The 25,671-nt window shown below is 59.0% G+C and carries 25 protein-coding genes; 7 read left to right on the forward strand and 18 right to left on the reverse strand.

Annotation, left to right across the window (positions count from 1 at the left end; translation table 11 throughout):
- Positions 1–35: 35 nt before the first annotated feature.
- The 3 genes from polX to AC5S27_RS06430 form a co-directional block, all read right to left on the reverse strand.
- Positions 36–1,808, reverse strand: a complete 1,773-nt coding sequence (gene polX, locus AC5S27_RS06420; protein ID WP_493933733.1) for a DNA polymerase/3'-5' exonuclease PolX — start codon at positions 1,806–1,808, stop codon at positions 36–38.
- Positions 1,809–2,124: 316 nt separating this feature from the next.
- Positions 2,125–2,364 carry a cold shock domain-containing protein gene (locus tag AC5S27_RS06425; protein WP_493933734.1) on the reverse strand — a complete coding sequence of 80 codons (240 nt, stop codon included), beginning with the start codon at positions 2,362–2,364 and terminating at the stop codon, positions 2,125–2,127.
- Between the two features lie 188 nt (positions 2,365–2,552).
- Positions 2,553–3,344, reverse strand: a complete 792-nt coding sequence (locus AC5S27_RS06430) for an NUDIX hydrolase (protein ID WP_493933735.1) — start codon at positions 3,342–3,344, stop codon at positions 2,553–2,555.
- A 268-nt stretch (positions 3,345–3,612) separates the two neighbouring features.
- On the opposite strand from AC5S27_RS06430, the gene bshC reads away from it, so the two are divergent.
- The 3 genes from bshC to AC5S27_RS06445 all read left to right on the forward strand — a co-directional run bounded on the left by bshC (position 3,613) and on the right by AC5S27_RS06445 (position 7,009).
- Entirely contained in the window at positions 3,613–5,229 is a 1,617-nt protein-coding gene (bshC, locus tag AC5S27_RS06435) for a bacillithiol biosynthesis cysteine-adding enzyme BshC (RefSeq protein WP_493933736.1), read from the forward strand.
- Positions 5,230–5,301: 72 nt separating this feature from the next.
- Positions 5,302–6,267 carry an alpha/beta hydrolase gene (locus AC5S27_RS06440; RefSeq protein ID WP_493933737.1) on the forward strand — a complete coding sequence of 322 codons (966 nt, stop codon included), beginning with the start codon at positions 5,302–5,304 and terminating at the stop codon, positions 6,265–6,267.
- A 205-nt stretch (positions 6,268–6,472) separates the two neighbouring features.
- Positions 6,473–7,009 carry a YqhG/Tai3 family protein gene (locus AC5S27_RS06445; protein WP_493933738.1) on the forward strand — a complete coding sequence of 179 codons (537 nt, stop codon included), beginning with the start codon at positions 6,473–6,475 and terminating at the stop codon, positions 7,007–7,009.
- A gap of 39 nt (positions 7,010–7,048) precedes the next feature.
- On the opposite strand, the gene AC5S27_RS06450 is transcribed toward AC5S27_RS06445, so the two are convergent.
- From AC5S27_RS06450 to AC5S27_RS06470, 5 genes are all read right to left on the reverse strand, one after another.
- Positions 7,049–8,035 (reverse strand): chitobiase/beta-hexosaminidase C-terminal domain-containing protein, encoded by a 987-nt coding sequence (locus AC5S27_RS06450; protein ID WP_493933739.1) that lies wholly within the window; start codon positions 8,033–8,035, stop codon positions 7,049–7,051.
- Between the two features lie 93 nt (positions 8,036–8,128).
- On the reverse strand, positions 8,129–9,175 hold the full coding sequence (mqnC, locus tag AC5S27_RS06455; RefSeq protein WP_493933740.1) for a cyclic dehypoxanthinyl futalosine synthase: 1,047 nt from the start codon (positions 9,173–9,175) through the stop codon (positions 8,129–8,131).
- 135 nt (positions 9,176–9,310) lie between these two features.
- Positions 9,311–9,436 carry a hypothetical protein gene (locus AC5S27_RS06460; protein ID WP_493933741.1) on the reverse strand — a complete coding sequence of 42 codons (126 nt, stop codon included), beginning with the start codon at positions 9,434–9,436 and terminating at the stop codon, positions 9,311–9,313.
- Positions 9,437–9,469: 33 nt separating this feature from the next.
- On the reverse strand, positions 9,470–9,949 hold the full coding sequence (locus tag AC5S27_RS06465) for a DUF3574 domain-containing protein (RefSeq protein WP_493933742.1): 480 nt from the start codon (positions 9,947–9,949) through the stop codon (positions 9,470–9,472).
- A gap of 50 nt (positions 9,950–9,999) precedes the next feature.
- Positions 10,000–10,572 (reverse strand): c-type cytochrome, encoded by a 573-nt coding sequence (locus tag AC5S27_RS06470; protein WP_493933743.1) that lies wholly within the window; start codon positions 10,570–10,572, stop codon positions 10,000–10,002.
- Positions 10,573–10,871: 299 nt separating this feature from the next.
- On the opposite strand from AC5S27_RS06470, the gene AC5S27_RS06475 reads away from it, so the two are divergent.
- Positions 10,872–11,741, forward strand: coding sequence for a hypothetical protein (locus AC5S27_RS06475; RefSeq protein WP_493933744.1), 870 nt, complete (start codon positions 10,872–10,874; stop codon positions 11,739–11,741).
- 199 nt (positions 11,742–11,940) lie between these two features.
- On the forward strand, positions 11,941–12,708 hold the full coding sequence (locus AC5S27_RS06480; protein WP_493933745.1) for a hypothetical protein: 768 nt from the start codon (positions 11,941–11,943) through the stop codon (positions 12,706–12,708).
- Between the two features lie 71 nt (positions 12,709–12,779).
- On the opposite strand, the gene AC5S27_RS06485 is transcribed toward AC5S27_RS06480, so the two are convergent.
- The 4 genes from AC5S27_RS06485 to AC5S27_RS06500 form a co-directional block, all read right to left on the reverse strand.
- A complete protein-coding gene (locus AC5S27_RS06485) occupies positions 12,780–14,291 on the reverse strand; it encodes a fumarate hydratase (RefSeq protein ID WP_493933746.1) in 1,512 nt (503 codons plus the stop codon).
- Between the two features lie 22 nt (positions 14,292–14,313).
- Positions 14,314–14,970: a lysozyme inhibitor LprI family protein gene (locus AC5S27_RS06490; protein ID WP_493933747.1), complete on the reverse strand. Its 657-nt coding sequence runs from the start codon at positions 14,968–14,970 to the stop codon at positions 14,314–14,316.
- Positions 14,971–15,441: 471 nt separating this feature from the next.
- Positions 15,442–15,834 (reverse strand): type II toxin-antitoxin system VapC family toxin, encoded by a 393-nt coding sequence (locus AC5S27_RS06495; RefSeq protein WP_493933748.1) that lies wholly within the window; start codon positions 15,832–15,834, stop codon positions 15,442–15,444.
- Positions 15,831–16,103, reverse strand: coding sequence for a type II toxin-antitoxin system VapB family antitoxin (locus AC5S27_RS06500; RefSeq protein ID WP_493933749.1), 273 nt, complete (start codon positions 16,101–16,103; stop codon positions 15,831–15,833). Before AC5S27_RS06500 ends, AC5S27_RS06495 begins: the two co-directional genes overlap by 4 nt.
- A gap of 112 nt (positions 16,104–16,215) precedes the next feature.
- Here AC5S27_RS06500 and AC5S27_RS06505 point away from each other — a divergent pair, with 112 nt between their 5' ends.
- Both AC5S27_RS06505 and AC5S27_RS06510 read left to right on the forward strand, forming a co-directional pair.
- Positions 16,216–17,274: a YpdA family putative bacillithiol disulfide reductase gene (locus AC5S27_RS06505; protein WP_493933750.1), complete on the forward strand. Its 1,059-nt coding sequence runs from the start codon at positions 16,216–16,218 to the stop codon at positions 17,272–17,274.
- A 39-nt stretch (positions 17,275–17,313) separates the two neighbouring features.
- Entirely contained in the window at positions 17,314–19,200 is a 1,887-nt protein-coding gene (locus AC5S27_RS06510) for a sensor histidine kinase (RefSeq protein WP_493933751.1), read from the forward strand.
- 105 nt (positions 19,201–19,305) lie between these two features.
- Here AC5S27_RS06510 and AC5S27_RS06515 read toward each other — a convergent pair whose 3' ends face one another.
- From AC5S27_RS06515 to AC5S27_RS06540, 6 genes are all read right to left on the reverse strand, one after another.
- Positions 19,306–21,519 carry a hypothetical protein gene (locus AC5S27_RS06515; protein WP_493933752.1) on the reverse strand — a complete coding sequence of 738 codons (2,214 nt, stop codon included), beginning with the start codon at positions 21,517–21,519 and terminating at the stop codon, positions 19,306–19,308.
- A 22-nt stretch (positions 21,520–21,541) separates the two neighbouring features.
- Positions 21,542–22,375 (reverse strand): ABC transporter permease, encoded by an 834-nt coding sequence (locus tag AC5S27_RS06520; protein ID WP_493933753.1) that lies wholly within the window; start codon positions 22,373–22,375, stop codon positions 21,542–21,544.
- Positions 22,368–23,348 (reverse strand): ATP-binding cassette domain-containing protein, encoded by a 981-nt coding sequence (locus AC5S27_RS06525; protein WP_493933754.1) that lies wholly within the window; start codon positions 23,346–23,348, stop codon positions 22,368–22,370. The genes AC5S27_RS06520 and AC5S27_RS06525 overlap by 8 nt, the downstream gene beginning before the upstream one ends.
- 202 nt (positions 23,349–23,550) lie before the next feature.
- Complete coding sequence (locus tag AC5S27_RS06530; protein WP_493933755.1) at positions 23,551–23,679, reverse strand: SEC-C metal-binding domain-containing protein; 129 nt, start codon at positions 23,677–23,679, stop codon at positions 23,551–23,553.
- A 149-nt stretch (positions 23,680–23,828) separates the two neighbouring features.
- Positions 23,829–24,701, reverse strand: coding sequence for a helix-turn-helix domain-containing protein (locus AC5S27_RS06535; protein WP_493933756.1), 873 nt, complete (start codon positions 24,699–24,701; stop codon positions 23,829–23,831).
- A gap of 114 nt (positions 24,702–24,815) precedes the next feature.
- On the reverse strand, positions 24,816–25,583 hold the full coding sequence (locus tag AC5S27_RS06540) for a hypothetical protein (protein WP_493933757.1): 768 nt from the start codon (positions 25,581–25,583) through the stop codon (positions 24,816–24,818).
- Positions 25,584–25,671 lie beyond the last annotated feature (88 nt).

Genomic DNA, 25,671 nt, shown 5'->3' on the forward strand with positions numbered 1-25,671 from the left:
ACTGGTTTCACCGCGATTTCCCAATGCGGAACCGACTAAGGCCGCGGCCGCAAAGCCGCCAGAAATGCATCCGCCTCCAGCGTATTCAGCACATCTCCAGCCGTAAGCCAGGCTCGGCGCAGCTGCCGGATCCCGTACTTCATCTTGTCCAGGTCATGCGAGTTGTTGTGAGCATCCGTGTTAATCACAATTTTGCAACCAAGCTCTTTCGCCAGTCGTAGTTCCCGATCATTCAAGTCCAGCCGCGCCGGTGCGGCATTGTGCTCGACAGCCACTCCCAGCGTCGCCGCCCTCCGCAGCACTGCCGGCAGATCGATCGCAAATGGTTCCCGCCGCAGCAACATTCGTCCAGTGGGATGCCCGAGGATTCGCACGTAGGGATTCTCAATTGCCCGCAGCACCCGCTCCGTCATCTGCTCCTTCGGCTGATTGAACAGAGTGTGGACGCTGGCAATCACCACATCCATCTCCGCTAAAGTTTCATCGGAAAGGTCCAGCGCGCCATCGCCGAGAATGTCCACCTCAATTCCGGCAAAGACCCGAATCCGCCCCTCCATCTCGCGATCGACCTGCCGGATGCGCAGCACATGCTCCATCGCGCGCACATCGTCCAGCCCATTGGTCATCGAGAGGTTCTTTGAGTGGTCGGTGATGGCGATATATCCGTATCCGCGCTCCAGTGCGGCATCGGCCATCTCCCGAATCGAGTTCCGCCCGTCCGTGGCGTAGGTATGCATGTGGACATCGCCGCGAAGGTCGCCTTGCTCAATGAGCTTTGGCAAATGGCGCTTCGCCGCCGCCTCGATCTCGCCCAGATTCTCCCTCATCTCAGGCGGCATCCAGTCCATGCCCAGCGCCGCGTAGATTGACTCCTCGGTCTCAGCAGCCACCACCGAGCCCGCGGGCCCTTCCGGCCCATCCGCCAGCCGCGCCAGCGACCACTCGCTCAGCGTGTAGCCCATCCGCAGCGCCCGCTGCCTCAGGCTCACGTTGTGCATCTTCGACCCGGTAAAGTACTGTAGCGCGGCCCCATAGGATCCCGAAGGCAATAGCCTCACATCCACCTGAAGGCTATTCCCAAGATAGAAACTGACCTTGTTCTCGCCCTTCGCAATAATGTCGCGAATCCCCGGATAAGCCGCCGTATATGCCACGGCGGCCGCGGCTCTCTCAGGATTGGCCGGGTCGCATGCCGGGCCGGTTGCCAGCAGGTCCAGGTCGCCGGCGGTCTCCCGTCCGCGACGCAGCGACCCGGCCGGTGTTACCCGGTCGATGCCCTCAAACTCCAGCAGATACTGTATGACTCGCTCGGCAGATTCCTCCGCCTCATCAATCCGGAATCGCCCAGCACTTTTCCGAAAATCCTCGATCCCCTTACGCAGCTTTTCAATTTGCTTTTCGCCCATCCGCGGCAGGCCCGCAAGGCGTCCGGCATCGATAGCTTCAGCAAGTTGATCGATAGAAGATACTTTAGCTGTATCCCATAGCAGGGCAACCGTCTTCGGCCCCATCCCAGGCAGCTTAAGCAAATCCAGAATGGTGATCGAGTAGCGTCCCAGGAGTTCATCCCGCAGCGGCATCGATCCGGTAGCCACGGCCGCCTGGATATTGGTAGCCATGCCTTTGCCAATGCCTGGAACAGCTAGCAATCTCGCCGTCTCTGCAGCGGCAGCCGCAAGATCCACAGTGCTCTGCTCAACTGCATCGGACGCATTGCGATAGCTGCGAACGCGAAATGCGTCGCCGCCACTGATTTCCAATAAATCGGCCGTCTCCGACAGCAACCGCGCGAGTGTGGGATTGTCCATGGGCGTAAGCTCTCCGTGGACAGTATCTTCTAGTTCACCAGTTGGAAGCCAGAATCACCACGGCGCGGCATCATGCGCTACAAAGGCGGCCAAGTTCGCGGCCTAGAAGCACATGCAACAGAAGGTCGAGAGACCTTGCCAGATCAGACAGCCGGGTGGTTACGACCAGAGCGCAGAAATCCAAGGAACTCATCCCATTGCCCCATGGAGGGAGGATCTGCACCAGGCAAAATACCGGAATCAGGCAACACAAAGACATGCCCGATTCCGGCAGGCCCGATGGATGAACGATTGTAAAAGTTAAAGCAGATACGACTTAAGCAGCAACAGAAGTGGAAGCTGAAGCATCCTTCTGGCGGACAACTGTGTCGGCCTGAGGACCTTTCTGGCCGGTCACGATGTCAAATTCAACCTCGTCACCTTCCTTCAGCGACTTGTAACCATCTACCTGGATGGCCGAGTAATGAACGAAAACATCCGGACCATCTTCACGGCCTATAAAGCCAAACCCTTTGGCGTTGTTGAACCACTTGACTGTGCCTTTGTATTGAGCCACCGGAATTCATCCTTCCTTGTCTGCACTTGCGACGTCTGAGGAAGCCGCTAATTTGGAAGACGTAGAAAGTCGACGAAAAGTTGAACCCCTGCCGTGAGGATTTTCCACAGAATTTCGCATTCAGGCCGGGCCGGGGCGCATCTGTTCCGAAAAGAGCAGCATCCGGGCCCGTTTCGTGGCTATTGAGTCTACTTTTTCTTCTTCACTCCCAACTGCCGTGCATAGAGCAGGACCGTGGTCAGCGTCTTACCGTCGATGATTTTGCCCTTATCCACCATTTCCAGCAGCTCCGAAAGCCGCACCAGCCGGAAGTCGATATGCTCGTCCTCTTCAGGGTGCGCTTCGCCAGCAACCAGCCCCTCGGCCAGAAACACCTTCATCGCCTCGCCCAAAAATCCTGGGCTGGCGAAATACTCCACAAGCGGCGTCCACTGCTTTGCGGCGTAGCCGGTCTCCTCCGCCAATTCGCGCTTGGCTCCCTCGACCGGCGTCTCCCCGGCATCGAGCTTACCCGCCGGCAGTTCCCACAGATACTGCCCTGCGGCATGACGGTACTGCCGCTCAATGACAATCCAGGGGTCCTTCTTGTGCTTCTTGTGCTTGTCGTGATCCACCGCCAGAATCACCACCGAGCCGTTGTGCCGGATCACGTCCCGCTCCGACTCAGTCCCGTCCGGCTCAATCAGGTGATCGTGCATCACCCGAAACAGAGGTCCCTGGTACACCACCTTCGAATCCAGAATCTTCGCTGTCTTCGCCTCTGCAGGCTTCTTTTCGACCAGCTTCTTAGCCTTCGGAATAGGCTTTGTTTCAGTCGACGCTGGCTTGGCCGACGTAGCCGTGGCTTTGGCTGGCTTTGCGGCGGCTTTAGTTGCCTTGCCTGCTTGAGCTGCCTTTGGAGCCTTCGCGGCCTTCATCGGCTTTTCCGCAACGGCAGCCGTGGCCAACGTCTTCTCATCTGTCTTCTTGATCGACTTCATGCGTTTCTTCTCCAAATTCGAACTGTACATCACGATTCGATACCCGTTGCTCGCCATCCCTACGGTATCACTCAACCAATCCGTTCGAACGCCCGCTTCCGATCAGATGCGCTGCAGTTTCTTTGATAGGTCCATGACTCCCTGCATCTCATGGAGTCATCGGCGCATCCGTTACATTGCATCTGCATTGCAACACGTTAGACTTCAATGAGGACCGATCACGTTTGTCCGGTCCTGAAGTCATGAGCCATATCCCGGAGAAGGTCACTTGAACGCTGAATGTTTTCCAATCTCGGTCGTCCCCGGCCTCTCCCGGCTCTTCCTGGACTATTGCTCCTCGGACCCTGAAGAACACGCGCCAGTCGCATCCTGGTTTGGCGCCGCGCCGCGCGACCGCGCATGGCAGCAGTCAAGGCGCCAGCTCACGGTAGCGCATCGCGAGCAACTCATCCAGTTGCTCGCCAGCCAGAATCCGGAAGCGACCGATGCTCTCCAGGCCCTGCGCAACGGCGCTGGTGCGGTCGTCACCGGCCAGCAGGTCGGCATCCTCGGCGGTCCGCTCTTCACGCCGCACAAGGCAGCCACCGCTATCGCTCTCGCGCAGCAGGCCACCGCCTCTGGCAATCCGCACGTGCCGATTTTCTGGCTGGCCAGTGAAGATCATGATTTTGCCGAAGTCAACTACGTCACCTTCCCCAAGCGCAGAGAACTGACCAAGCTCACTTATGCATCCGTTCCGAATAACGCGGTCCCTGTAGGTAGCGTCGTTCTCGACAAGACGATTTTGCCCATCATCGACCAGGCGTGGGAACTCCTCGGCTATTCAGATGCGATGGAATGGCTGGCTGCTGCGTACAAACCCGGCCAGACACTCGCGCAGGCCTTTGGCGACTTCTACAGGAAAGTCTTCGCGAAACAAGGTCTTCTCGTGCTTGACGCCGCCGGTCGCGAAGCTCACTCGCTCGGTGCACCCGTCCTCCAGGCCGCCATCGAGCGCGCCGACGAACTCCATGCAGCACTCATCGCCCGCAACAAGGAACTCGCAGCCGCCGGCTACCATGCCCAGGTTGCTGTCGCCGAGCGAGGTAGTCTCCTTTTCCTGATCGACAAGGAAGCAGGCACCCGCAACGCGCTCAAGAGAACCGAAGCAAGCCCCTCCGAGCCGGATGGCCTCTGGCAGGCCGGTCGCGACAAGTACACGACCGCCGAGCTCCTGGCCATCCTCGCCGCCGAGCCGGAACGGATCTCGCCATCGGCGCTCCTCCGCCCAATCTTTCAAGATCAGATCCTACCCACCTCCGCATACATAGGCGGACCGGCAGAAGTCGCCTACTTCGCCCAGTCCGCTGTTCTGTATGAGCGCATCCTCGGCCGCTTCACCCCAGTCCTGCCGCGTCTCTCGGCCACACTCGTCGAGCCGGCAATTGCCGAACTTCTCGACCGCCATGAGCTCACCTTCGAAACCATCCTCGCCAGTACCGAAGAATCACTATCCCAGCGTCTCGCCGCCCGCGCTATGCCCGTTGCGGGAAAACAGCGCCTCGCCTCCGCCGGTAACGCCCTCGACGCTGAGCTCACCGCGCTTACGGACTACATGACCTCCGTCGACGAAGGCCTTGGCCGCTCCGCTCAGGTCTCCGCCAGCAAGATGCGCTATCAGATGAACCGCTTGCGCCGCATGGCCGCCAATTTCGAACTCCAGAAAGAAGCCTCCCTCGGACGCCACGCCCAGGCCATCGCCAATTCGATCCATCCGCACGCCAATTTGCAAGAACGCGAGGTCGGTGCAGGCTATTACCTCGCTCGCTACGGCTCAGCACTGATCGAAAAGCTAGTCGTCGAAGCAGGCGACGGCTGTCCGGGCCACAAGCTCATTCGGCTATAATTCGCCGGTCTGAAAGCTATGCTTTTGCTTCAACTCCCAGCCGTCACGATCCATCATCCCCGGAGGCTACGCGTGAGATTTCGTCTGCCGTTGTCTGTTGTGTTCCTGGCTGTTACTACCCTCTCCGCCCGAGCTCAGACAACTTTGCAAGCAGGCTGTACCGAAACCTCTGCGACCAATGCCTTCTTGGGCATCACCACGCTCCGCCTATGGCCGGGCGACGCCCCTGAAGCCAAGGGGACAGCCTGCGACGATATCCCTACGCTCTCCGTCCTGCAGCCCCAGCCCGGCCGCGCCAACGGCTCCGCCGTCATCGTCATGCCCGGCGGCGCCTACATGGGGCTGGCCTCCATTCTCGAGGGCAGGGAAGTGGCCGACTGGTTCGCCTCCCATGGCTTTACCGCCTTCGTTCTCCGCTACCGCTTGGGCAAGAAATACCTGCTTCCAATCCCGCTCGTCGACGCCCGCCGCGCCGTGCAGCTTGTCCGCGCCCGGGCTCGTGACTATCACATCGCTCCCAACCGCATCACCATCATCGGCTTTTCCGCTGGCGGCAACCTGGCCGGTCTCACCGGCACCCAGTTCCTCCCCGGCAGGCCCGATGCCGAAGACCCGATCGATCGCGTCTCCAGCCGACCCGACTATCTCGTCCTCGGCTATCCCTGGATCGGCGGCGTCTCCCCCGACACCTCACACCTGACCTACTGCAAACTCGTCGACATTATGGACAGATGCGACGACTTCCAGAAGAAGTTTTCACCCAATCTCTTCGTCACCAAGGAAACCCCGCCCACCTTCATCTACCACACCACCGACGATGCAACCGTCCCGGTGGAGCAAGCCCTAAGCTTCTACGAGGCCGAACTGAAGGCCGGCGTGAGCAGCGAAATCCACATCTTCGCCCACGGCCCCCACGGCAGCGGCCTGGGCTTAGGCGATCCATCCATGGATCAATGGCCCAATCTGCTCGAGACATGGCTCCGAGCCCAGGGCCAGCTAGCCACTGACGAAGCAGCCACCGGCTCTAAAAGCAAATAGTAGAAGTTACTACGGCAAGTCCCGGGCCTTAAAACCTGCACAATCAACACAAAATTGTGCTAACGTGCGGGGTGAGGGCCGTCCCTTGATCCCCCGCAAGACATATCGAACTTATCTCTATTTCCTCGCCGGCACCCTTACGCTGACTGCGATAGGCACCAGCTCCTGCCGCGATCATTCGTCCCCTGTGCCCATCTCCCAACCGATGGTGCATCCCGCCATTCAGCCCCTCGATCAGGCCGCACCAGAGTCGGAAGAAGAAAAATCCTGCCACAAGGCAGTCCAGGATTTCTACAACGCGTACTTTGACATGCTCGAAAGCAGCGATAAAGGGCAACAAGTCGATGCCGAGCAGGCCGTTCTTCGGCGGAAGCTGCCCGTTTTGGCACCGCAATTGAAGCAATTGCTCGACGAGGATCGTCAGGCCCAGGCCCATACTCCGGGCGATATCGTCGGTCTGGATTTCGATCCTTACCTCAATGCCCAGGATTGGGATGGCCGCTATCAGGTGACCAGCGCCACAGTCACATCCGGAATCTGCAAGGCCACTCTTTCAGGACGCGATGCTGGTAAGAGCCGTGACATGGTCATTCCCGAATTGAGACGCCAGGACAACCGTTGGGTATTCGTCAATTTTCACTATCCGGATGTCACCACGCCCGAGGACGAAAATCTGATCGACGAGCTTCAAGCCCTTCGCAAGCAGCGAGACAGCCAGAGAAGCAAAGGCGCCTATAAATGAGCGCCTTTGCACGAATCATGTGTGTCTGAATCGATGGCACTAAGGCTTGGCCTGAGGACCCTGAATCCAATCCGGTGAAGCGGAAGCTCGCTGATCCGTCCGCGACGCAACCACCTGCGCCGACAGCGTAGCTCCCGCAGAAATCTCCGCATCTCCGCCGCGAACAAAGAGCCCGCCTGGCACCACTACCGAAGCCAGAATCGCCCGCCCCTGGTGCGGCCGACCCTCCTTCGTCTCCTGCCCGACCAGCGGAAGCACTGTCCCGTCCAGAAGCGTAATCGAACTCACCGCAAAGCTCAGCGTTCCCGGCAACCCCATCCTCCCGGTGCCATCCACCTGCGTCACCTTCGCGATGACGGGAGTTCCTTTTGCCGCCAGCAGCTTTCCTCCCACCCGGATATCCTGCGCCAGAGCTACCGGAAGCCGGTCGCCAACCTCAAGCCCATGCGAACTCACCGCCGCGGTAAACTCCAGCGGCAACAGCGTCCCGGGCATTAGCGCCTGCGCACCACCATCGTTCGCTGGAAAATCCGTCACGAGAGTCCTAGGTTCAGCGGATCGGGAATTGGGGCCGCTGATCGTGAACGCCTCGTACAGCACCTGGCTCCGATTGTTATGCGGATCAAACGCAATCGCCTGCAGCGTTGCCGTCGAGGAAATCGTGATCGGCCCGTCATACCGCGCCGACGCCGTCGTAGGCGTCCACCCGTCCAGCGTGTAATAGATCGCCGTCGCGCGCGTACGATCCTTCAGCTTGACCGTCACTGGCGCAGCGTACGTGCCGCCTTTAACAGAAGCCTTCGGCGCGAAGATATAGCAGCATGTGCCTAGATTATTCTGGGCGTTTTGCACGGCGCGCTGATTATCCGCCATCGCCTGTTGATTGGCCTGCTGCGCGGCTTGCATCGCTTGCTGATTGGCCATCTGCGCCTGCTGAATAGCCATCTGGCTGGCATCCTGCGCTGTCAGCGGAAGGGCGGGTAGAAGTGCAGACGAGAGAACCAGGGAAGCAAGAAGTGATCGCATACTGAGCCTCGATTCTGAGACTTAATTATCCTCTCAGACGCGGAAAGCCGCGCGAATGTTTCGCGCGGCTGTCAAGACCCAAATAGTCAGCGATTAATTGAGGAACATCGTCCGGTAAAGCGTGTCCCGTTGCACGGGCTTGAACCCAGCATCGCGAATAATCCGCCGCAACTCTTCCTCGGTCGTGCAGTTACTCGTCCCCGCAGCTTTGACGACGTTCTCTTCCAGCATCACCGAGCCCACATCATTCCCGCCAAAGTGCAGCCCTAATTCCAGCACCTTCAGCCCCTGCGTAACCCAGCTTGCCTGAACATTTTCGATGTTATCCAGATACAACCGCGAGATAGCCAGCACCTTCAGATACTCAACAGAAGTAGCTTCCTCCCACCCGCGCCCACCAAGAGCCGTGTGGTTCGGCTGGAAGCTCCAGGGAATAAAGGCCGTAAATCCACCCGTTTCTTCCTGCAGCTTGCGCACCACTTCAAAGTGATTGATGCGCTGGTCGAAATTCTCCCCGACGCCAAACATCATCGTCGCCGTCGTCCGCATGCCAAGCTGATGTGCCGTCCGATGGACATCGACCCAATCCTGCGTCTTGCACTTCAACCGCGCAATCCGGTGCCGAACATCATCATCCAGAATCTCCGCGCCGCCGCCCGGAATCGAGTCCAGCCCTGCATCGCGTAGCCGCGCAATCGTATCCCGCAAACTCAGTTCGGAATACTCCGCAATCGCCAGAATCTCGCTCGCCGAAAGGCAGTGCAGCCAGATCTTTGGGAACCGCTGCTTTATCCCCGTAAACAGCCGCTCAAACCAATCAATCTTCAGGTCAGGATGAATCCCACCCTGCATCAGCACACCCGTCCCGCCCAGCTCCTCGGTCTCGGCAATCTTCTCGTAGATCTTCTCGAACTCGAGAATGTACCCCTCGTTCGCGCGAGGCCCCTTCAGCGGCCGGTAAAACGCGCAGAAGGTGCAGTACTCCGTGCAGAAGTTGGTGTAATTGATGTTGCGGTCAATGATATAGGTGACCACCCGCTCCGGATGCAGACGGCGGCGCACCGCGTCCGCCTCCATACCCAGGCCGATCAGATCGTCCGATTGAAAGTAGTCAAGAGCCTGCTCGCGAGTAATGGCCATGTCTCTATTGTAGTCACCAGCAGTGAATTTGCGCACCCGCCGCCAAAGTCGCTTTCACCTGCGGCTCATCCATTTGCTTTTCTTGTTGTCATTCCCGAAGGGAATCTGCTGTATCCGGCCACGCCAACGGTGAAGTTATTCCGGCTTCACCGGCGGCACAGGCTTCTGTTCCCCCACCGGATTCTTCTTCCCGTACGTGGAAACACCCATGCTCATTAGAAAGAAGCTGAATCCCTTGCGAATGGAAGTAGCAATGCTCATACGGCGATTCTATTCCTCGCTTACCTCTCGCAACTAAAAAGAAACATCCGCCGGCTCAGAGACCTTCAGCACGCTCTGATCATGCGTACGCTGTTTCCAGGCCGCGCGGATCGCCTCAACCTTGGCGTCGTTCTCCGCTGTGCGGGGATAGTCGATCACCAGCATCTTCGACCGGATCCGCTCCGGCTTCGTCTGGTGAACTCCCTGCCACTGCCCATATACGTCCACCACGCTCAGTCCAGAAGGGAAGCGAGGCGTCACCTCGGCATCCAGAAAATCCCGCCAGGCCGCCTCCGTAACACCCTTGGCACCGTCATCAATCGGTCCCAGCCCAAAGTAAAGCTTCGTATCCACCCAGCCTGAAGTCTGCGCTGGATGCGCCTTGTCTCCCTGCAGTGTAGCGCTAGCCGTTGTTTGCGAAGACGCCGTTTGTGACAACACCGTGCGGTAGCCAAGCCCAGCCACCAGGGCAAGCGTCAGCAGGATCGGGAAGAACTTTTTCAGTTGAGCCATACCACCATTCTCAACCAGCCCGCCGGAGCCTGTCGCCCAAAAAGCACAGGTTACTTGTTCAGCGTAGGCACCAGCGGCTTCTGCGCCAGATCGAAGCTCAGCGGCTCCTTCAGCAGATCAAGAGCTGCCGGCGGCAGCGGTTTGTCAGCGTTCGCCAGAAGCACGCTGACCTGCCACATCTCCGTCTCACTCAGCACTCCTTTATAGGCGGGCATTCCCGTCAATCGAATTCCGTTCGATACCTTCCAGTAGGTTTCGCCCGGTGGATCGTCGCTTACCCCGACTACTTCGCCATTGTGGTGCTTCTCCCAAAGCGGTGGAGCATCAGGAAACATATGTTTCCCCACTTCGGAGGGATGTCCTGACAGTCCGTGGCAGTAAGCGCACTGTGCACGGTAAATCCGCGCCCCACCGACAAACGTAGCCTCATTCGCCTCGGCCCCAATCGCTGCGGGTAGTTCACGATCGATCCGGGCATGCAGGGGCCCGCTCGTGATCGCCCGCTCCATGGGCAACGCCGCGTCCGCAACGGCCACGGGCGGATGGCCATAGGTCAGCCATAACCACGCGCCTACCGGCACCAGCAGCAACCCAATGACAATTCCTAAAATGATGCGGACCATGAAAGAAACCTCCGAAGAACCCATCATACGCAGTCATTCCTGAAGCCACGCTGAAGCCCCATCGAAATTACGCAAGAGTCTTCCCAAAATCTGCCGAATTCACTCCAGTACCACTTCAGCCAAAAAATGCCGCGCCTGAAAAGGATGACAGCCGCTAAAATTCTCTGGACAAATCCGTAACGATTTGGCGACATCGTCCACAACGCTCCAGAGGCTCTCAACACCGAATGAACTGCGGATCGATGCGTACTCTGGCCGTGTGAACCAACTGTCCAGCCGTTCGGAAAAGGAAAACTGCCGTGGCATCTCAACCGCCTCTCCAGAATGAAGTCATCGTCGAAGTCACAGTTCAGATCGATCGCCAGCCAGCTCCAGAGCCAAACTCCGGCCCGACCCCCGATCCTACCTCGCTCCCAGTCCCGCTGCCCGCTCCGCAACTCGCTCCGAAATTCGTCAAGCCCGAAAGCCACACCGTCCCGCTCGACAAGTACATCCAGCCCCACCTGCCGCCAGCCCCTCTCGAGGTCGACTGGACCATGGGCGTGACAGAATGGGGCGCCATGCTCAACGATAAGTACGGCGACTGCACCATCGCCGCAGCCGCACACGCCGTCCAGGTCTGGTCTCTCAATACCGGCGGAGAAGTTACCATCCCCGATGACCAGGTCCTCAGCTATTACCAGCTCTGGGACGGCTACAATCCCGAGGACCCCACCAGCGATAAGGGAAACGCCCCCATGACCGCTCTTCTCGCATGGCAGAACTCCGATCTCCTGGCCCACAAGCTGCTCGCCTTCGCCGACCTCGACTTCACCCAGCTGGATCAGGTTCGCCTCGCAGTCGCCCTCTTCGGCGGTGTCTACGCCGGCTTTAAGCTGCCCCAGACCGCCCGCCACCAGATCATCTGGGACGTCGATCCCACGGCAGGCGACCTCGCCAAGCCAAGCAGCTGGGGAGGTCACGCCGCTTACATCGTCAAATACGACCAGCGCAGCTTTACCTGCATCACGTGGGGAAAGCTCAAGACAATGACTCTGGATTTCTGGCAGCAATATGCCGACGAAGCGCATGCCCTCCTCAGTCCCGACTGGATCGCCGCAAAAGGAGCGCCCTCCGGTTTCGACCTCGACCAGCTCCAGGCCGATCTGGAACTCCTACATCACGGATAAGCGCCATCTCCCACACAATGAGAGGCCTCCGGATACCCAACGCTCCTCTCAGCCGTCCCATACACGTCCCTGTTTGTTTCCCGTTGGCCGACGGCTGCACGGGCTGACCCCTGAGGTGTTCTAATACGAAAGGGAACCCAGCCCAGCCTATGCATCGTCGTGCGGCGCGTTTCCTGATTGGTTCGGAGGTATTTCAGTCTTGACGTATTCGTTTTCCCGTTCTTTCCACCGCTCCGCGCTTCTGTTGGTCATGGGCGTCTCCGCAGTTCTCGGTTTGCATGCTCAGGAATCCAGCTCGCAGCCAGAGCCCCAGGCGACACAGCCCGCCGCGCAAACCCCCGCTCCGCAAACTGCCAACCAGGCTTCCCTCAGCGTCCAGGGCCGTATCCGCGCCCGCCGCGAACAGCGTCGCGCCGCCGCCATTCACGACGTCTACAGCCACCTCTACGAGGTCTATGTGGGAGGCGGCTATCTCCGCACCACCCCCGGCCCGGCCCTCCAAAAGCTCAATGAGTACTCCTGGAATGTCGGCGTGACCCGCTACTTCAACCAGAATCTGGGAGTGACGATTGATGGTCGCGGCGCCTATGGCACGGCGTTTACGCCGTTCAACCAGCCCTCCGCCGGTGCCATCACCAACCCCGCGATCAGCCAGTACGATGTCATGATCGGGCCCAACTACCGCTTCATCCTGCATCCGAAGTATTCCGTATCCGGCAGAGTGTTGGGTGGTATCGCCTACGGAAAGTTCTCCAACGACATTCGCCCCTTCACCCCGGCAGAAATAGGCCTCTACTCGGACGGCACAACCTACGCCCTGAGCGCCAGCGTCCCCGTGGAATACAACGTCAGCCCCTCTGTCGGTCTTCGGATCGCCCCCGAATACATGCTGACCGGGTTCGGTTCCACCACCCAGAATGGCCTCGGTTTCACCGCCGGCATTGTCGTCCGCTGGGGCAAGCAGTAGGCAAGCAATTCGCAGTAAGGAAAAGGCGTGGCCCCAAGCCACGCCTTTTTTCTTGTTCGTAAACTGAACGATTACTGCAGAATCGGAATTCCAGCAATCCGCTGCTGCCACTCCGCTGGTCCAGTATTGTGCACGCTCGTTCCCTTCGCATCCACAGCTACTGTCACCGGCATATCCACCACGTCGAATTCATAGATAGCCTCCATCCCCAGGTCCTCAAACGCCAGCAGCCGTGACCCGCGAATCGCCTTTGACACGAGATATGCCGCGCCACCGACCGCCATCAGGTACACCGCGCCAAACTCCTTGATTGCCTCAATGGCGACAGGTCCGCGTTCCGCCTTTCCCACCATCCCAAGAAGACCAGTCTCCGCCAGCATCTGTCGCGTAAACTTGTCCATCCGCGTAGCCGTCGTCGGCCCCGCAGGTCCAACTACCTCCTTGCGCACAGGATCCACCGGCCCAACGTAGTAGATAAACCGGTCTTTGAAGTCGACAGGCAGCTTCTCCCCGCGGCTCAGGATATCGGTCATCCGCTTATGCGCCGCATCCCGCCCGGTCAGCAGCTTACCCGTCAGCAGCAGCACCTCGCCCGGCTTCCACGAACCAGCCTCTTCCCGAGTCGTCGTGTCCAGATTCACATGCTTCGCGGTAGAAACGTCGTACGTCAGCTTCGGCCAATCCTTCAGCGAAGGCGGATCCAAAAACACCGGTCCAGACCCGTCCAGCACCAGGTGCGCATGCCGCGTCGCTGCGCAGTTCGGAATCATCGCCACCGGCAGATTCGCCGCGTGAGAAGGGTAGTCCACGACCTTCACATCCAGCACCGTAGTCAACCCGCCTAGCCCCTGCGCGCCAATCCCCAGCCGGTTCACCTTGTCATACAGCTCGACCCGCAGCTTCTCGGCCGTCGTAACCGGCCCCCGCGCGATCAATTCCTGAATGTCGATCGGGTCCATCAGGCTCTGCTTGGCCATCAGCATCGCCTTCTCTGCCGTCCCGCCAATCCCAATCCCCAGCATCCCCGGCGGACACCACCCGGCACCCATCGTAGGCACCGTCTTCAGTACCCACTCCACCACAGAGTCCGAAGGATTCAGCATCACAAACTTGCTCTTCGCCTCAGACCCGCCGCCCTTGGCCGCGACGGTGATGTCGCACTTGTCGCCCTTCACCAGCTCCACCTGCACCACCGAAGGCGTATTGTCCTTGGTATTCTTCCGCGCCCCCGCCGGATCGGCCAGAATCGATCCCCGCAGCTTGTTGTCGGGATCAAGATAAGCCCGCCGCACACCCTCATCGCACATGGCCTGCAGATCGAGTTCGGCCTCAAACCGAACATCCATCCCCAGCTTCACAAACACATTCACAATGCCCGTATCCTGGCAGATCGGCCGATGACCCTCAGCACACATCCGGCTATTGATCAGGATCTGCGCCATGGCATCCTTGGCCGCATGCGACTCTTCCTTCTCATAAGCAGCAGTCAGGCTGGTAATGTAATCCACCGGATGGTAGTAGCTGATGTACTGCAAAGCCCCAGCAACACTGGCAATAAAGTCTTCCTGCTTGATCACCGTCATCGCAACACTCCTCGTCAACTCCCTAGAGTAAAGGATGAGGGCCCTCATAGACTTCGTCATCGCAGTTCCCTTTGTCCCAGTCGACCTCGCACAAAGTATCCATCAGGATGGCAGTGCGGTCCGTGGTGAGGATAGCCATCCAGACTTCCGGAGCCACTGAGGGGTAACGTCTTGCTGCGAATTGAATCCACGCATCTCTGTAAATCAGCCACGCTCGTTCAGCCCTGCGAATCCCATCCGGCTGAACCGCTCCGTATTCCGTCTTCTTCGTTTCCGCCAGCGCCATGACTTTCCGGTAAGTCTCGTTGAGCTCGGTGTCCTCTGCTTTCGCACTGGATTGATCTTCCTCGTTGGGTAGACTCTTCTCGAAGCCTCTTACAGCATCGGAAAAACCATCGCGTAACCTCTGGGAAGCGTCAACCGCAAGCATGGCGCGCGCTCTGCCCGAGATGTTGATTTCCCCGCGCCCATGCGCATCTGCATAAGCCTCTTCCGCCCTTTGCACCTTTGCAAAGGCCGCTTGCTGTGGGATAGTCCAAGAAGAGACAAGGCTCCTCATCTCTTTGCGACGGCTCTGATTGGAAAGCTCAGCATCCAATTTGGCGCAGAAGCCTTCCATTAATCCGCTGGTAGCGTCATCGCAAAAACCAAAGTGGTCTGACATTTTGCCGGCTTGCATTCGCTCCAGATGCTCCAGGCGTCCTGAATATTCCCTTGGTGCCCATCCAGATTCGCAAGAGAACCGTATCGCCAGCGGAATACTCTGTTGAACACCCTCGCCATTGGCATAGAGAACTGCAAGCATCGCCGATCCGCCAAAAATACTTGCTGTGCTGTATCGAGGGCTAATCCCGGCTTCAACAGCCAGCCGTTCAGACCACGCACAGCGTCGTGCACCCTGAAAATCAACCGGAGATCCTATGCCGGAGTAGAGCCTGTAAGAGGCACACGTAGGCCAAACCTTTGGAGCAGCGGCTTTCCCAGCTTCAGCGGGAAGGGGAGTATGGGCATAGCGTTCACACGCGGCCTTCGTCTGCGGATCGGCATCTTCAAGTTGGGCAAGAGCCGGAACGGCGCATACGCACACCAGTACAACCGTCGCCCAAAACCTGATCATGCCAAGAAGCATAACTCAGAAATAAGTAGGGAACTAACTCGCCGACCGCACATCCGTATGCACAAAATCATCACCCTTAAACAGCAGCGGCTCCCGCTTCACCCGCGCCAGTGCATAACTGAAGCAATCCCCGAAATTCAATCCAGCCCGATGCCCGCTTCCCTTGCCATAATCCCGGTAAGCCTGCCGCGCGATCCGCGCCTGCTCCGCCGTCACCGGCTCAATAGCCATCTCCATATCCAGCAGCAATTCATCCAGCCTGGCGCTTTGCACCGGGTCGCGTAGACCGTCCACTACGATGGCCGTTTCAAGATAGGAAGCTGCCGAGATACTCAGATCCGCCGCACGGTCCATCACCTCTGACAGCGCAATCCAATTCGGCTCACGCTTGATAATAGCCACCATCGCCGATGAGTCCACAATCATTTCGGCAATCCCGTTACTTCGTCGTAAAGATCATTGATCAGGTCGTTTCCGCTTCGGCCATCCAGAAACAGCGGAGCAGTCTGTTCCGAATATTCCCTAAGGAGCTCCATACGGCTCTTCCTTTTCTCATCCGCATCCCGCTGAGTCATCTCTCGTTCAATCTCACTGCGGACGGCAAGAGTAACGGCAGTTGTTAGGCTGACGCCCTTCAATTCCGCCAACTCTCGAATCAAGCTGTCAGTCTCCGGATTTTTGATATTGAGGCTCATATAAATTCCACCTTTCTACCACAATACTCTACCATTCCACCATTTCCAGCCCGTGGAACCGCTCGACCGCTCATCTCCCCTCAAAAAACCAGAAATGGCCTAATCTAAAGGAATGAGCGACGCCATCCTCGACCCCGGCACACAAGCCGCTATCCCCGACGCCCCCCAAGACATCTACGACGTCCTGGTCATCGGCGCCGGACCCACCGGCCTCGCCTGCGCCATCGACGCACAGAGAGCCGGCTTCCGCGTTGTCCTCGTCGACAAAGGCTGCCTCTGCAACTCGCTCTTCCACTATCCCTCCCACATGACCTTCTTCACCACTCCGGAGTTGCTCGAAATCGGCGGCATCCCATTCCCAAGTCCTAATCCCAAGCCCAACCGCAATGAGGCCCTGCAGTATTACCGCCAGGTCGCCGCCTACTACAACCTCGAAGTTCGCCAATACCACCAAGTCGAGAAAGTCATCGGATCCGACGGCAACTTCCAGGTCCACACCAGGGACCGGTTTGACCGTATCGGCAGCCTCCGGAGCCGTAAGCTCATCGTTGCCACGGGATACTATGACCTGCCCAACTACCTCCGCATTCCCGGCGAAGACCTCTCCAAAGTTCACCACTATTACGACGATCCGCATCCCTATTCCGGTCTGGACGTTCTCGTCATCGGCGGCAAGAATTCCGCCGCCATCGCTGCCCTCGAACTCTGGCGCCACGGCGCCCGTGTAACCCTTGTCCACCGCGGCCCGGATGTCCACCGTCACGTAAAGTACTGGATCAAGCCCGACATCGAGAACCGCATCAAGAATGGAGAAATTACCGCCTACTTCGACTCCCAGGTCGCCGAAATTGGCATCGACACCGTCCGCCTCGAAACCCCCGACGGTGTCACAGTCCTCAAGAACGACTTTGTCTTCGCACTTATCGGCTACCACCCCGACTTCGAGTTCCTCGACAGCCTTGGCATCCAGTCCATCGGCCCCGACCGACTGCCCATCTGCGACCCGGTATCGCTCGAAAGCAACGTCCCCGGCATCTACCTCGCTGGAGTCATCGTCGCGGGCAATCGGACCAACGAGATATTCATCGAAAACGGCCGCTTCCATGGCCAGCTGATTGCGAAAGATTTAACCAGCAAGCAGAGAGCGGTACAATTTCTTGCATCCAAGTAGAGACTTGACCGACTGCACTAGAGCCAGGGGAGCGCTGTAATGAAACTACGAGCATGGCCGCGCACCATCCGCTCGCAGCTTCTCGGCGGTCTCGTGCTCCTCGAAGTCCTGTCGCTCATCCTGTTCGCCGCCTTATTGCTTGGCCGCCAGGAAGAAGAGGCTTACAAGCGCGCGCAGCAGCGGCTCACTCACCAGGCAAACTCCCTTTCACTTCAGGTCGAGGAAGCGCTGGCCGGACAGCGTCCCGATGCAATCGCCGTTACCACGCGCATGATGGGAGACGCCCCCAGCGTTGACACAGCTACCATCACCGACCCGCAGGGTCGCGTCCTGCATTTCAGCAAAACCGTTTCCAGTCTTCCGTCCCTTACTCCCGGCGAACTCGCACAAATCCAGCACATTCCCCGCGACCAGGCCATGTTCTTCTCCCTTGGCCTGAACGATTGGGAAGGCGTCAAAGGCATCTACGATCCACAGCACAAACTCTACGGTTACGCCTGGGTTCGCACCGACAAGGACTGGGACCGCAAGCAACTCATCGCCACACTCGAGTCCACCGCCATCTTCGCCGGCATCTGGATCGCCGCCTCTATCCTGCTCGCCTGGGTCCTTGCCCGCTCCATCACCCGCCCGCTCGCCATCCTCCATCGTGGCACCCGGGCACTGATGCTCGCCCCAGAGAACCACGAGCAATTCCCGCTGCCTGTCACGATCCACAACGAAATCGGTGATCTGATCGAAGCGTTCAATCGCATGGTCGCGTCCATCGACGAGCAGCGCGCCGGCCTCAGCGACACCCTGTCGTTGCTGGATTCCATGCTCGCCAACGCCCCCATCGGTCTCGCTTTCTTTGACCGCCGCTGCCGCTTCGTTCGCGTGAACCGCATCTTCGCGGACACCACCGGCGTGCCGCTGAGCCGCCACCTTGGCCGCACCCTGCCCGAGGTCCTCCTTAGCCCAGTTGCCCACCAGCTCGAAAAGACTATCGAATCTGTCTTTACCCACGACGAAGCGATGCGGGACCTCGAATTCAATGGCGCGTCGCTGATCGACGGTCGCCCCTGGACATGGATCGTTAGCGCCTACCCCATCCACACCACGCCAAACCAGGTCCGCTGGGTCGGCCTCATCGTCATGGATGCCAGCGACCGTAAACGCAGCGAAGAGGCGCTTCGCAAGACCGAAAAGCTCGCCGCCACTGGCAGGCTTGCCGCCTCCATCGCTCACGAAATCAACAATCCCCTCGAAGCCATCACCAACCTGCTCTACCTCCTCAGCAACTTCGCCGAAATCGGCCCCCAGGCCCGCACCTACGTCGAAATGGCCGAGCACGAGGTCCGCCGCATCTCCGAGATCACCCAGCAGACCCTGCGCTTCTACCGCCAGTCCACCCTGCCCGCCCGCGCCAACCTCGCCGAGCTCCTGGACTCTGTCCTCAGTCTCCATCGCGGGCGCATCCGCAATCTCAATATCAAGGTCGAGCGAAAGTATGATGCGAACATCGATCTCTACTGCTTCGCCGGGGAACTCCGTCAGGTCTTCGCCAACCTCATCGGCAACGCCATTGACGCCATGCCCAACGGCGGCAAACTTCTCGTCCGCGCCCGCCGCTCCCGCGACTGGAAAAACCCTGAACGCGTCGGTGTCCGCTTCCAGGTAGCTGACACCGGCTCCGGTATGCTGCCTGCGGTTCAGAAGCACATCTTCGAGCCCTTCTTCACCACCAAGGACGTTACCGGTACCGGCCTGGGGTTGTGGGTCAGCTCGGAGATCGTCGTCAAACACCGAGGTACAGTCCGCGTACGCAGCCACTCGGACACCCTCGGCGGCCCGTCCGGCACCATCTTCGAGCTCTTCTTTCCGGACGACACCGAACCCGCAAGCACACAGGAAAGCGATCAGCAGTCCACCCCAGCCACCGTCTAGGCACAGAAAGACCTTGCAGAAAAGGCCAGCTGTTTAGGATGTCTTGGTTCTTTTTGTTGTCATTCTCGAAGGGAATCCGCTTTTCACGGTTCGCGTCACAAACCTCTAAGGCAAAGGCAGCGCATCGACTATCGGCGGAAGCTCCCGCGTCAATCCACAACTCCCGCTTCGCCGCATCGGCTGGCCATGGGATTTGGTTACGTGCAGCCGATCCATCAGGATCACCCGTACCCGCTGTCCCTCGACAAACTCAGGCAAAACCCCAGGCGCCTTCCTGCGGTCCACAAAGAGCACCAGCGCCGCATCGTTGGGATTATTCAGACTCTGCCCGACACCTACCCCAAAGATCGCCGGATTTGCTTTCATCAGCGGCCCCGAGTTCCTCTGCTTCACTGTCAGCACCAAGGCCACGGAGGCAGGAGATGGCTGTCCCCCGCCAACCGCTCCAGACTCCGTTGCGCGAATCGACGTCGCCACCCCGCCAACCGAAGCTGGAATGGCCTGACTCGAGGCACTCAAACCCTGCGCAGGATACAGCCCCACCGCCGCCAGCCCGGGATGGTCCTTACTCGCCACCACTGCCGTCCGTAGCACTCCCAGTCCAGGTCCGGAAAGCGAGGGCGCCAGCACCTGCGCCTGTGGAAGAGCGGCTGCAGCTCGTTGCTTTTCCGCAGTACTCAGCGTTGCCAACCCGTCGTCTGAGGTCGAAACGCCGTCATAGCGAAGGCATGAGACAGGATGATCCGCCCCGCCAACAACGCTATAGCTGGTTGCTCCATTCACACCCGGCACCTGGCTGTCCAAAGCCGCCAAAACATCGCCGATCGGGCTGGCGATCGCATGCTCTACGCCATGCGCGTCGGTTCCACCAGCAAAGAACAGCCCCACCGGCTCAGCATTCGCAGAATCCACCACCAAAGCTCCCGAATCACCTGCATCGGTAAAGCTCGTTCCGCTCACCGCAATCTGGTTGGTGAAGGTCTTGCTCAGCGAATGCGCAGTCTCCGCGCAATCTGCGAAGTAGTCCACCACCACGTCTACGTTGACCGCCGAAACCGCCGCACAGGTCAGCCCGGTCGTCCGGCCGCTCTTCGCCACCATCATCCCCAGTGCCGCCGTCTCACCTTTGCCGCCCGTGGAAGAAACTCCGGGAGGAGCAGCAGCCAGCGTTCCATCCGGCTGCTTCGCTCCTAGCTCCAGAATGTTTCCTCGTGGATCAACCGCCCCTGGTGTCACCCGCGCAATCGCCGCATCCACATTCGTCGTTGTCGCGCTCAGAGCGGGATACCCAGTCAGCGTAGCCACCTGCGTGGTTCCCGGGCCAAATCCGAACGGCGTACAGCCGTTATCGATCAGCGCCGGCTGAATCACCGTTTCCCCCGTCAGCGACTGGTCGCTCCGCGCGAGAACGTGGTTGTTGCTAAGCACGTACTGGTTCCCGCCAGTATCCTGCAGCAACGCCCCCATCGTTCCGCCGCAGCAGTCCGTCAACTGTCCCAGGTTCGCGTCATAATCCTCATTGTTCCCGCTCGAAGAGCCCAGCAGCACCGGGACCGCAAGGTGCGCCTGGTGTGCCGCAGGACTGCTCGTGATCCCCGCAGAGTTCAGCAGCACCCGCGTCCAGCTCAGCACAGGATTCGATGCCACAGATCCAACAACAAATACCGACCCGGACGCAGGAATCGCCGCCGGGGCCGTGTAAGTGACCGAACAAACCGTATACGCCGGATTCGTTCCATTGACCGACCCGCGCACACATTTCGGTGTACTTAAACTCCCGATTGTCTCCGGACTCGCGTCCAGCACCTTGCTTCCAGACGCATCACCCGCCAGCGCGAAGTGAATGCCGCCCGCTCCACCCACCTCGGTCATCGACCCGGAAATTGTGACCGTTGCACCCGGCCCGAGCGAGAGATTCCCCGGCGTCAAGGGCTGCAGAAAACCCGGCGTCACCAGCAACTCCGCGCTCCCCGAGCCTTCGCCGCTATTCGTGATTGGTTCCGCGCTGATCGCTACCGAAACAGCTTCCCGAGTTAGGTAGTTGGGCGGTGTGTACACGCCGTCGGCGGATATCCGCCCCGGTCCAGCCGCAGGATCTCCACCCGAGACGGTCCAGACCACCTTCGCCGCCCGTCCATCCGGCATCGTAGCCGTAAATTTCGTCGTACCATTCGTGTCGATCTGGGCTGCTGCCGAGTGTACTTCCACCGCGCCAGCGCTCAAGCCTCCAAAACCGGAGACACGGCCGCCGCATCCAGCCACCAGCACAAGAGCCGGCGCCAGCAAAGCAGCCAGCGTATTGATCTTTCCTATCGCCACAACACCGTGCCCATGAGAAAGCCTACGAAATTACGCGCCGCATAAATCCCCGCACTCCCAGCCGTCCCAGCAACACTAGAAACGCAGTCAGCGCCAGCAGAATCGCCCAAACCGGCATGTGCTCGACACCCGGAGTGACCGAAGCTCGCAGCCCCTCACTGATATATACGATCGGGTTGAACAACACCGCAATCTTCAACCAGTAAATATTCTTCAAACCGGACCACGGGTAATAGACGCATCCCAAAAAGGTAATGGGAACCACAATAATCGAAAAAACCAGCCCAATCTGCTTCGGACTGACGCTAGACCCGATCGCCAGCCCCAGCGCCCCGGCCAGCAGGCTCGACATTGCCAGCACCGCGATAAACAGCGGCCAGTTGTGAATGTCCGGATAAACAGCCTTCGCCGGGATAAAGATCGCCATCGGAATCACCAGCACCGCCGCCACCATGCTCTGCAGCGCACTGAACGAGACCTTTTCGAGCGCCACAGCCCAAACTGGAATCGGACACATCACCCGGTCGTCGATCTCCCGCGTAATCCCAAACTCCGTCGACAAAGGCAGCGCCACCGCAGCGATTCCGCTGAACATGATCGCCACCGCCATCAGTCCCGGCAGCAACACTGTCCCAAACGAAGCCCCAGCCATTCCCGCAATCCCCGCGCTGCCGCCGCCAGCCATCCGCGGCATGACAAACGTGAACACAAACAGGAACAGAATCGGCTGCATCCCCACCCGCAGCATGAACGGCACCAGCTCCCGGCTCAACACCCGCAGATCCCGCAGATAGAGTCCCAGAAAAGCCTTCAAAAACATCCCACGGGTACCCTGATTGGTCTGTAAATTACTCACGCAAATCCCTCCCCGTAAGCTGAATGAACACTGTCTCAAGGCTGGGCTCGGTAATCGAAATGTCCCGCAACCCCAGCCGCTCGCACGACTGAATCACCTCAGCCAGCAACCCCTCGGCACTCCCGGCAAACACCCGAATCCCGTCGGCAGTAGCCTCCGCCGCCGAAAACCCAGCCCGTCCGCGCAAATCCGCAGCCAGCCCGACCGCGCCCTCAACATTCCGCAGCTTGAGATTGATGATTGTCTGGGCGCCATACTGGTCCTTCAGCTCCTGCGGAGTACCCAGCGCCAGCAATTTGCCCCGGTCCACGATCGCCACCCGCTCGCTCAACTCATCGGCCTCTTCCATGTAGTGCGTCGTCAGCACCACGGTGATGCCTTCCTTGCGCAACCCCTGCACCGCCGTCCACATCGCCAGCCGGCTCTGTGGATCAAGCCCGGCGCTAGGCTCATCGAGGAAAAGAACCGTAGGCCGATGCGCAATCGCCCGCGCAATCTGCACCCGCTGCGCCAGTCCGCCCGAAAGCGCAGAAGGCATGGCATCCCGCCGCTCGGTCAGCAAAAACTGCCCCAGCAACTCATTCGCCCGCGCCTTCGCATTCGAGTGCGAAAACCCAAAGTACCGGCAATGAAAATAGATATTCTCGTAGATCGTCAGCGACCGGTCCAGCGTGTTGTACTGCGGCACCACGCCAATCGACTTCCGCGCCAGCGCCGGCTCCCGCACCACATCCACTCCGGCAATCCGCACCTGCCCGCTCGTCGGAAGCGTCCGCGTCGTGCAGATGCCAATGGTCGTAGTCTTCCCAGCCCCATTTGGCCCCAGCAGGCCAAAAATCTCGCCCTGCTTCACCTCAAGGTCGATGCCATCCACGGCAACCACCTGCTGCTTGCCTTCGTAGACTTTCCTAAGTGCTTCAATCTCAACAATCAAGGGATACCCGCTTAGCGAAAAAGGAAGGATGACGTGCATCTTCTAGTCTATAGGACCGTCTCTTCCAGAGTATGTAAATAGCACCTCATAGATGCGCGACATCACAACTGCAGTTTTCTTGTTGTCATTCCCGCAGGGAATCTGCTGTTGCCGTCCGCCCAAATAACAATGGGACCAGGCCGACAGACCCGGTCCCATCCTTCAAACTACTCGCGGAAAGAAATAATGGCGGTTCGATCCGTCAAACGCGCCGGACTTCAAACAGCACTTCTTGAAAGCTCCGGCTAGAGCCACAAGGACAAAGATCGTTACGGCCCAGTTTCTCAAGAAGCTCCTTCTCCGCGTGTACGATGCGCAATCCACGCTTCACGCGCGTCTCGGAGGGATAGCCCTTGCGTCGTTTACTGCTCCGCTCGAAAGCACAAGATTTCGTCAAGATATTCGGTAAACATGGTCATTCTCCTCTAACTTTGGAATAACTCGATGCTGCCAAATCAAATCTACCGATTACCGCAGCAGCTAAAGAATCAGCCGCGGATCGTCCTGAGCCATCCCAACGCGCACACCCGACCGCACCATCTTGATCTGCTCCACAAAAACAGTCTCAAGCTGCCCCAGAGTCTCCGTCGGCGTTTCCCCCGTAAACTCCGCGAAATCATGCACCATGTGCATCTGGTCGTAGTAGCCAAATTCGTGCGCCACATCCGTCCAGGTCGTCGTCTCGGAACGCGCCTTGCGATCCAGCGCCGCCTCAAACCGCGCAATCCTCGCCAGCAGCTTGGGCCGCATTCCCACCTGCTGAACGAATCGCCGCTCAAACTGGCGCAGACTCAATCCCGCCTGACCTGCAAGAGCGATAATGCCGGCGCGCCCGCCCGTCTGAACAATCTGACTCGCCGCAGCCGAAACCCCATCGCAGGCAGACGACCTGAGCAACTGACGCAACAGCAATCTATCGACCAATCGAATCCGCTCTTCGAACGACCGGCAGTTGCCCAGCCGTTCCCGCGCCTGCGAAACGAAAAGGCCCAGCACCGAATGAGCCTCATAAGCCCGGTTCGTCAACTCGTGCATCGGGATAGAAAACAGCCGGTGCAGCCCATCCGGCTGAAACATGATCACCAGCGATTCAAGCGTCCCATGCAGATGCATCTCAACCCGGCGATACGTCTGCGGCCCAACCACCACCGTCCCCGGGGATTTCTCCACAGTCGGTTGCCCCTCATAGCGAACATCCACCGAATCGCCAAAATCAAACTCGATCACGGGAGCCGCACGCGCCGGCACAGGATGCAGCACCGGCGCACCCAAAATCCGCACCTCGCGCTGCACGTAAAAGCGGACAAAAGGCTCGAGCCCCGGAGCAGGTTTGTGAAACCGGATTCGCAGCATAGCCTTGCTCCTTTCAGCGATCAGCAGGGAATTAGGAGTGAGGGTTTGCCAATCATCGCCACGCATAGCCCATTGCCAACGATGCTATCTGGCCAAGGGAAAATTAGCGACAGCCTATCGCGCAAGCCAGTAGGCAAAGTGCTGCCATGCCGCGCTATGACCAATCGGACCCGCCTCAAGGGGACCAGAAACTATGCGCAAGAGCGCCAATCCCACCGTAAGCGGATGAATGCGTCTCGCCACTATCCAATCCCGTCCAAGCGCCGCAATCACAAATAGCGAAATCGGCACCATCACAATCGCAGGCGGCATTGCGTTCAGCGTCGGCGAGTGCCCAATCAGGTGCGCCAGCGGCGCCGGCATCAGTTCGATATTGGCAAACAGAATCAGGCGCTTATGCATCTCGGGCCGCCTCCGATACAGGATCGCTGCAATCACCAGCACGGTGAAGATAAGCAGGTTACAGAAGCCAAAACCAGCCTGGTACACCGGATCATTCGGCGTGTTCACGGCAGCGTGGAGATCGCCGCTCAGGTCAAATCCGCGCCGGATCATGGTTATCGTCGTCTCGTATGCCAGAGGAATCATCAGCGCGAGCAAAGCAATCGAAGCAAAGCCCAATTTCCGATGCAAACCAACATGCCGCGTAGCAACCAGGCTGCTCTGAACCAGAAACAAGAGCAGCCAGGCGAAAAATACAACACCATGCGCAGCCGCCATCGCCGAAACCGGCGCATGCCGCCCCTCCGGATGTGCCATCGACGGCACAAAAGCCACCAGGCAGATGGCAATCATTGCCGACGCCACCCCCGGAAAGAACCAGCGCTCAACGAAGGATTTGTTCTGTATCTTTGCAAAAGTCGGATGCGGCACAGTAGCCATACGTAAGCCTCGTATTCAGGTCATGTTTTCCTGAAACCCGAGACTAGCCGCGCCGTCCGCCCCACGAATAGTAAAAATCCGACATCGA

The organism is Acidicapsa borealis (assembly GCF_059115245.1).

Bases quoted from the DNA above. Each gene is read 5' to 3' on its own strand.
- polX (WP_493933733.1), bottom strand. From the start codon at position 1,808: ATGGACAATCCCACACTCGCGCGGTTGCTGTCGGAGACGGCCGATTTA.
- AC5S27_RS06430 (WP_493933735.1), bottom strand. From the start codon at position 3,344: ATGAAGTCGATCAAGAAGACAGATGAGAAGACGTTGGCCACGGCTGCC.
- AC5S27_RS06445 (WP_493933738.1), top strand. From the start codon at position 6,473: ATGGTGCATCCCGCCATTCAGCCCCTCGATCAGGCCGCACCAGAGTCG.
- AC5S27_RS06450 (WP_493933739.1), bottom strand. From the start codon at position 8,035: ATGCGATCACTTCTTGCTTCCCTGGTTCTCTCGTCTGCACTTCTACCC.
- mqnC (WP_493933740.1), bottom strand. From the start codon at position 9,175: ATGGCCATTACTCGCGAGCAGGCTCTTGACTACTTTCAATCGGACGAT.
- AC5S27_RS06460 (WP_493933741.1), bottom strand. From the start codon at position 9,436: ATGAGCATTGCTACTTCCATTCGCAAGGGATTCAGCTTCTTTCTAATG.
- AC5S27_RS06465 (WP_493933742.1), bottom strand. From the start codon at position 9,949: ATGGCTCAACTGAAAAAGTTCTTCCCGATCCTGCTGACGCTTGCCCTG.
- AC5S27_RS06470 (WP_493933743.1), bottom strand. From the start codon at position 10,572: ATGGTCCGCATCATTTTAGGAATTGTCATTGGGTTGCTGCTGGTGCCG.
- AC5S27_RS06485 (WP_493933746.1), bottom strand. From the start codon at position 14,291: ATGACGGTGATCAAGCAGGAAGACTTTATTGCCAGTGTTGCTGGGGCT.
- AC5S27_RS06490 (WP_493933747.1), bottom strand. From the start codon at position 14,970: ATGCAAGCCGGCAAAATGTCAGACCACTTTGGTTTTTGCGATGACGCT.
- AC5S27_RS06495 (WP_493933748.1), bottom strand. From the start codon at position 15,834: ATGATTGTGGACTCATCGGCGATGGTGGCTATTATCAAGCGTGAGCCG.
- AC5S27_RS06500 (WP_493933749.1), bottom strand. From the start codon at position 16,103: ATGAGCCTCAATATCAAAAATCCGGAGACTGACAGCTTGATTCGAGAG.
- AC5S27_RS06505 (WP_493933750.1), top strand. From the start codon at position 16,216: ATGAGCGACGCCATCCTCGACCCCGGCACACAAGCCGCTATCCCCGAC.
- AC5S27_RS06510 (WP_493933751.1), top strand. From the start codon at position 17,314: ATGAAACTACGAGCATGGCCGCGCACCATCCGCTCGCAGCTTCTCGGC.
- AC5S27_RS06525 (WP_493933754.1), bottom strand. From the start codon at position 23,348: ATGCACGTCATCCTTCCTTTTTCGCTAAGCGGGTATCCCTTGATTGTT.
- AC5S27_RS06535 (WP_493933756.1), bottom strand. From the start codon at position 24,701: ATGCTGCGAATCCGGTTTCACAAACCTGCTCCGGGGCTCGAGCCTTTT.
- AC5S27_RS06540 (WP_493933757.1), bottom strand. From the start codon at position 25,583: ATGGCTACTGTGCCGCATCCGACTTTTGCAAAGATACAGAACAAATCC.